The following is a 1,065-nucleotide window of genomic DNA, read 5'->3' as shown; positions in this document are numbered from 1 at the left end:
TCTCATTAATTCGGTTACTAATTCTAGACAAACATCTTTGAAGTTAACCCAGGTTTGACCATATAAACCAACGTAAAAACTGCTATGTCTTCTCTCCAATCGGCCATATTCTTTTACACGAGCCACATAGTTTTGGATTCCTTTACGTTTAATTTTATGACCTTGAATAGTTGCAGAAGTATAAGCTATAGTCATCAATAAAACTAGAGAAATAAATCGTTTACCTTCAACGTTAGTCTTTTCTAAATTATAACCACCTGTCTTGAAATCTCTAAACATTTCCTCGATATCAAATCTTTGTTTGTAAGCTGAGATCGCCGAATTTAAGCTATCCAAACTTGTCAAAATAAACCATCCTTCTTTTGGGGCTACTCCGTTAAGTTTACGTTTCCATTTAGCGGCAACATTAAAACTTAGGAAACCACGAGTCTTCGTGACTTTAATTCCTTTAATAAATAAAGACACTCCAGGTACTAGACCTAAATCATTTAATTTAATCCAACTATTTTTTTGATATTCAACTAACTCATTAGTTTTTAAACGCAAACAAAAATCTATACCCAATTCCTGAAGATGATTTGCTAACTTTACAGAACAAAATTCTCGTTCGCGAAGCGTGACCAAAGGTCAATCTCCCAATACACAGATTTTATAGTTTTTTAAAATCGGGATAACTTTTGATAAAATACTTTGTTGTTCTTTTAAATTACTACTACCTAACTTGGGTAACAAGGTAAAATATAGTGGAAACGCTCTTTTATCCCAAATGAGGCTAACCATGAATAAATTGATATAACACCAATTCGTTCTATCAATTGCTAAATAAATTAGTTTTTCATCGGTAAAGTATCTTTTCAATAATTCTTCAACTATTGGAAACCACAAGTCTTCAATTGTTAACTTTGGTAACGATAAAAATCTTTGGATCCTTTTTCTTCTACTTTCAAATTTAATGGGTAAAGGGAGAGCATTGGCTAATTTTTCTAAATTAACTTTTTTAATTGACTGTAATAGATTTATAAAAATTTTTAAGAAAATATATTCAGCTAGACTCAATTGACTTTT

The 1,065-nt window shown here is 30.8% G+C and carries 1 pseudogene; it reads right to left on the bottom strand.

Annotated features, from left to right (window positions below):
- Nucleotides 1-1,065 (bottom strand): annotated as a pseudogene (locus F6J99_RS45290) (IS4 family transposase); the annotation flags it as partial.

Origin of the sequence: Moorena sp. SIO4G3, from assembly GCF_010692305.1 — a bacterium.
Lineage (GTDB): Bacteria > Cyanobacteriota > Cyanobacteriia > Cyanobacteriales > Coleofasciculaceae > Moorena > Moorena producens_A.
Note: the sequence above shows the minus strand (reverse complement) of the source record. Positions and strands in the feature narration are given on the sequence as shown.